The organism is Acinetobacter sp. GRABPA_MV_2, from assembly GCF_056725885.1.
The window spans coordinates 1-4,702 of the sequence record NZ_JBWZNA010000042.1 but is presented as its reverse complement, the minus strand read 5'-3'; the positions used below and the strand labels follow the sequence as shown (position 1 = coordinate 4,702).

Below are 4,702 nucleotides of genomic sequence, written 5' to 3'. Positions count from 1 at the left end.
GAATTATGATGCTCCAGGGGTATTGGTGCTACAGAATTCAAGTTTTAAGCATTTACAAATTTGCAATGCACGGCTAGTGAGTCCTTTGCTATTTGGCAAATTATTGGAAAAACTAGAAAATTTAAGTCAAGAGCCAACGGCATCAGAGTGGGTCGATCATCTGAGTTGTTTAAAGCTGATGTATTTACTAAGTTATAGAACTGGACTTCGATTAAATGAAGTTCGTTGTCTTAAAATACAAGATATTATTTGCCCAGAGCTACTTTATAAAGAAAAAGAAAATACAGTTTTTAATAATATCACGCTTCATATCCAAGACAATTCATATCGCCGTCTGAAAACGCGAAGTGCGAATCGTCAAATACCATTGAAAATTGCATTGTCAGAACATGAGTTTTTAGTAGTACAACGTTACATACAACATCGTTATGAGCAATATTTGGTTAATCAGCAGGATGATCTACTTTTTAGTGTGAATCATCGTGTATTAACTGATCAATGTATCAGCAAAATTACAGTAGATTTGTTTAGTCAAATATTAGGTATGCATCATGGCTTTAGTTTTCATACATTACGCCACAGTGCTGCTAACTATCTAGCAATAACTTTGCTCGGTTCAAAAGAAATGATCAAGACCTACACAGATTGTCCTTGGGTAAAAGCAAAAAAGATGAGGGATTTATTGTTTGGTATGAAAGCACGTGCTCAAGAAGAGATTATTCAACATAAATGGCAGGTGCTCGCCTCTTGGATGGGGCATAGCAGTATTGAGCAAACGGCTTCAAATTACCTTCATGTTTTGGATTTATTAGCAGTCGATCGAATTTATAATTCGCCGTGTATCATTTCAAAAAAAGTATTAGAACAGTGTTTTAGTCCAGTGAAGTCAAGTACAGACTACATAAACCTAAATCGTTATACTCAGCAGCAGAAATGGTTTAATTCTTATCAGCAAACACAGCCAGTTACGATGGCTGGCCGACAAGAAAAGAAGTTTAGTATAGAGAAGAGTACTCTGACACCTTTTCAACGTTTGATAAGTTTTAGAGAAGGTCGTTTAAGCGAAGATACCCAAGCTCAAGAATGGATGCAACGATGTCAATGGATGAGCACTAAATGGATGGATCGCCAAAAATTTAATTTAAAAACGAATTATGTTTATAGTAAGAATTTAGAAGAGAGTTGGTTTGATGAACTTTACGAAAAGGCTAAAAAACTGACTCGTCCAGATGAAATAATTCCTCTCCTTGATTTTCATTATAAAGATGATAGGCAGCAAGATGCACTGAAAGAAAAGAACATGGTTAAGGCGCTTAAAATATTATTATTATTTGGAAAACTGCGTAAGAATTTTCTACATTTTCAATGCCGAATGAAAGGTGATGAGCAACAAATTGTTAATTTTATTACTGGTATAGAGCCAATGTTAGGAGATCATCTGTATTTAGAAAAACAAAACTACCCAGTTAATTTGGATGCTCCTGAGCGAACCGTTAAATTTAGTTTTCAAAGAGTTGTCGGCTCTAACAAAAAAAATGTTACTCCGCTGGTTATATTTAATTTAATGTTAAAAATGATGCAAAAAGATGAACTCTGGTTGAAATAGCCTAAGCAAACTAAAAGGGGAATTGTTTAAAAATCTCTCTGGTTATAAGTAAACTGTCTTTATGAAAAGCATCATACTAACTTTGATTCATAATAAAGGGAATTTAAAAGCTTTAGCATCACAATTTGGTCACTGGATTTTAGACAATAGTGTAAAGATTAGCACTTTGGTAAATCGATGAGCTAAAGTGTTGTAGTCCAAACTCGATCTGACAATTACCCATTTTTTAGTGTGCCCGTCAGGTTAAATTTGAACTGAATTTTTCTCAGCCCAAATTCATTTCCAATCAAGTTATGTTTCAAGTGGCGTGCGAACACTGCACAATTTAATTCACGGTGCCTAAGACAGGTATCAACTTCGGACCAGCCATTCTAGCTTTGCTAATGATTTCCACCAGCTCATCATAAGTCAGTTCAAACTTATCCTCACTATCAAATACATAGACCATATTCTTGCCTTCATGTTCAGGTGGAGTAGGTGGTACAAATCGTTTCGGGATAAGAATTTGTGCGAGTTGTTCGTCAGTTAATTTAAATAAGTGCATGTTTTTATCCTACTCTTGGTAAGTCAGACCATTTGGTTAAATACGAAGGTGATCTAAGGTTTTGATTCATGTGCCATGTGGCTTCTTTATTGTTGGCAATGCCTAGCGTGACGAGATTCTTCCCAAACCGTTCACTGATGGCTTCGATGGCATCTGAAAGCCTTTCTCGCTCTTGCTTATGTGAATAGTCCGTGAATAGATCGGGCACAAACTTGGATTGATCTGTAATTTCGAGCAGCACGATTCCCGCCTTTTTATACTTAAAGCCTTTCTTAAATATCTGATCGATGCCTTTCATCGCGGCCTTGGTGATGAGCAGTAGATCATCCGTATGCTCATGCATTTGAACGACGATGTAAGGCGAGTAGCGCTCTGTCTTATCAAAGCGACTGGTTTGGATATACACGCCGATCATCTTGCAGATTGAGCCATCTTCCCGCATTCGTTTCACGGCTCTGGCCACATAAAGCCGAACCGAAGCTTTAATGTCATCCATTTCATACACTGGGTTGCCATATGAACGGCTGCTGATGATTTGCTTCTTCGCTACAGTATCATCACTAAGGTCAATACAAGAAAGGCCCTGTAGCTCAAGCACCGTCTTTTCCATCACGATACTAAACTGCTTTTTGATTTCTTTAGGATTGGCATTGATCAGATCCAGCACAGATTGAACACCCATAGTATTGAGCTTCTTACAGTTCTGTCTGCCTACGCCCCAAACCTCAGACACATCAACCTGCGCGAGTAGCGTTTCTGTAGAGCATGGGTCCATATGGGCCAGATTACAGACCCCATTGAAGAACTTGTTTTTCTTGGCGAGATGATTGGCAATCTTGGCTTCGGTTTTAGAGCGACCAATTCCAATACAGCAGGGTAGGCCTAACCAACGCCAAGCCTTAGCCCTCATGTCTTGAGCATATACAGTCAGGTCAAATAGATGCTCGTAAGCTGTGAGCTTCAGAAAGCATTCATCAATGGAATAGACCTCTTGATCTCCTGGTGCAACATAGTCCCCAAGCAGCTCCATAAAGCGCTTGGACATTTCGCCATATAAGGAGAAATTACTGGATAGCACCTGAATGTTATGTTGTTTGATCAGCTCTTTAATTTGGAATACAGGAACACCCATCTTGATGCCTAAGTCTTTCGCTTCCTGGCTTCTGGCCACGGCACAGCCGTCATTGTTGCTGAGCACAATGGTTGGGCGATCATTCAAGGCAGGATTAAACACACGCTCACACGAGACGTAGCAATTATTCACGTCGACTAACGCGAATATTTCATTTTCACTTTGCATGGTTATTCTTCTTTTTATGAGCGGTGATAAATACGCTTTAAATTAAAAGTCACCACACCCCAGATTGATATGGTCTGACTATCATCAGGAATGATGTGATTGTAATTCGAATTTTCAGCCTTCAACCAAAGTTCTGGAAGCGGATAATCTTCATCTCCAAATATTTCTTTGATTTCAGACTTGGACATCTTATTGGTGATCATCAGCCGCTTAATGGTTGAGGCATTGTCATCAATCAGGGCAACCACGATATCGTAATGCTTGGCTTCAATACTGCGATCAATAATGATTGGATCATTAATCTCTAGGCCAGCATCGAGCATGGATTCACTGTCTACATAGGCAATAAAAGTAGAAATAGGGTTGTGAATCAGGAACTCATTCAGATCGAGTGCTTTGTCTTGCTCATCCTTGGTGCTGAAGGCCGGACCTGCAGGAATACGCTCTAAAGAGACGGGAATAGATACTTTGGATTTGGGTAGGACAGCAGTAAGCCCTAATTTTTCAACAAGCTCATTTTGAACAGCGATTTGTTCAAGCACGGTGTTGATGGTAGGACTTGGTTTACCCTCTGGACCCATGAGCTCTTGTAAAGATGACCATGCGTCGTCAGAGAAGTAAATAGGCAACTTCTTAGACATGAGATACTCCTACGCTACGAGGCGTGTTTGGAAGTAGAATTTGTTTAAATAGGATATTACTAACAGCGTTTAAAATTCAAATTTAAAAAGTTGTGGATAAACAAGGATGCTCAGAATAAGACGTTTTGTTTCTGCTCATCGCGTGGAAATGTGACGAATTCATCGGGCATTTGAAAGAAATATTCATGCGCATGTTCATGATCGGCTGTTAGCCAGTCTTTTCTGTACTGTTCTGGAATAACGATGATGGATCGCTTCTCATCCTTCGGTGCATGGAATTGTTTCATAAAAGGGTGATGGTCCGAATTGATGGTCAACATTGAAAAGGAACGTACCTTATTGCCATTAATCACTGCATCATCATAGATCCCTGCAACAGTAAAAGGCTGATCATCTTTACGCTTGATGGTGTACCAGTGTGGCTTGCCATTGATGTATTTCGGCTCATAAAATTCTTGTACTGGGACTAGGCAGAACTTGCTGTACTTCCAAGCATGTCGAAAGCTAGGCTTATCTGCTACAGACTCAGTTCTGGCGTTATAAGTATGACTGCTGAACTTCAATTCTTTCGCCCAGCTCGGTAGTAATCCAAACTTTGCAATATCAAGCTC

Annotated in this window: 5 protein-coding genes; 1 reads left to right on the top strand and 4 read right to left on the bottom strand. The window is 39.4% G+C overall.

Features of this window, described 5'->3' with window-relative positions:
- Positions 1–1,606, top strand: a 1,606-nt coding sequence (locus ACXM0J_RS18585; protein WP_479750725.1) for a tyrosine-type recombinase/integrase, incomplete at its 5' end; no start/stop codon positions are given.
- 325 nt (positions 1,607–1,931) lie between these two features.
- Here the strand turns inward: ACXM0J_RS18585 and ACXM0J_RS18580 are convergent.
- The 4 genes from ACXM0J_RS18580 to ACXM0J_RS18565 all read right to left on the bottom strand — a co-directional run.
- Positions 1,932–2,150: a hypothetical protein gene (locus ACXM0J_RS18580; protein ID WP_000550047.1), complete on the bottom strand. Its 219-nt coding sequence runs from the start codon at positions 2,148–2,150 to the stop codon at positions 1,932–1,934.
- Positions 2,151–2,154: 4 nt separating this feature from the next.
- Positions 2,155–3,450, bottom strand: coding sequence for a Y-family DNA polymerase (locus tag ACXM0J_RS18575; RefSeq protein WP_001190352.1), 1,296 nt, complete (start codon positions 3,448–3,450; stop codon positions 2,155–2,157).
- A gap of 14 nt (positions 3,451–3,464) precedes the next feature.
- Positions 3,465–4,091 (bottom strand): LexA family protein, encoded by a 627-nt coding sequence (locus tag ACXM0J_RS18570; RefSeq protein ID WP_000038641.1) that lies wholly within the window; start codon positions 4,089–4,091, stop codon positions 3,465–3,467.
- A 110-nt stretch (positions 4,092–4,201) separates the two neighbouring features.
- Positions 4,202–4,702, bottom strand: a 501-nt coding sequence (locus tag ACXM0J_RS18565) for an SOS response-associated peptidase (RefSeq protein ID WP_199953846.1), incomplete at its 5' end; no start/stop codon positions are given.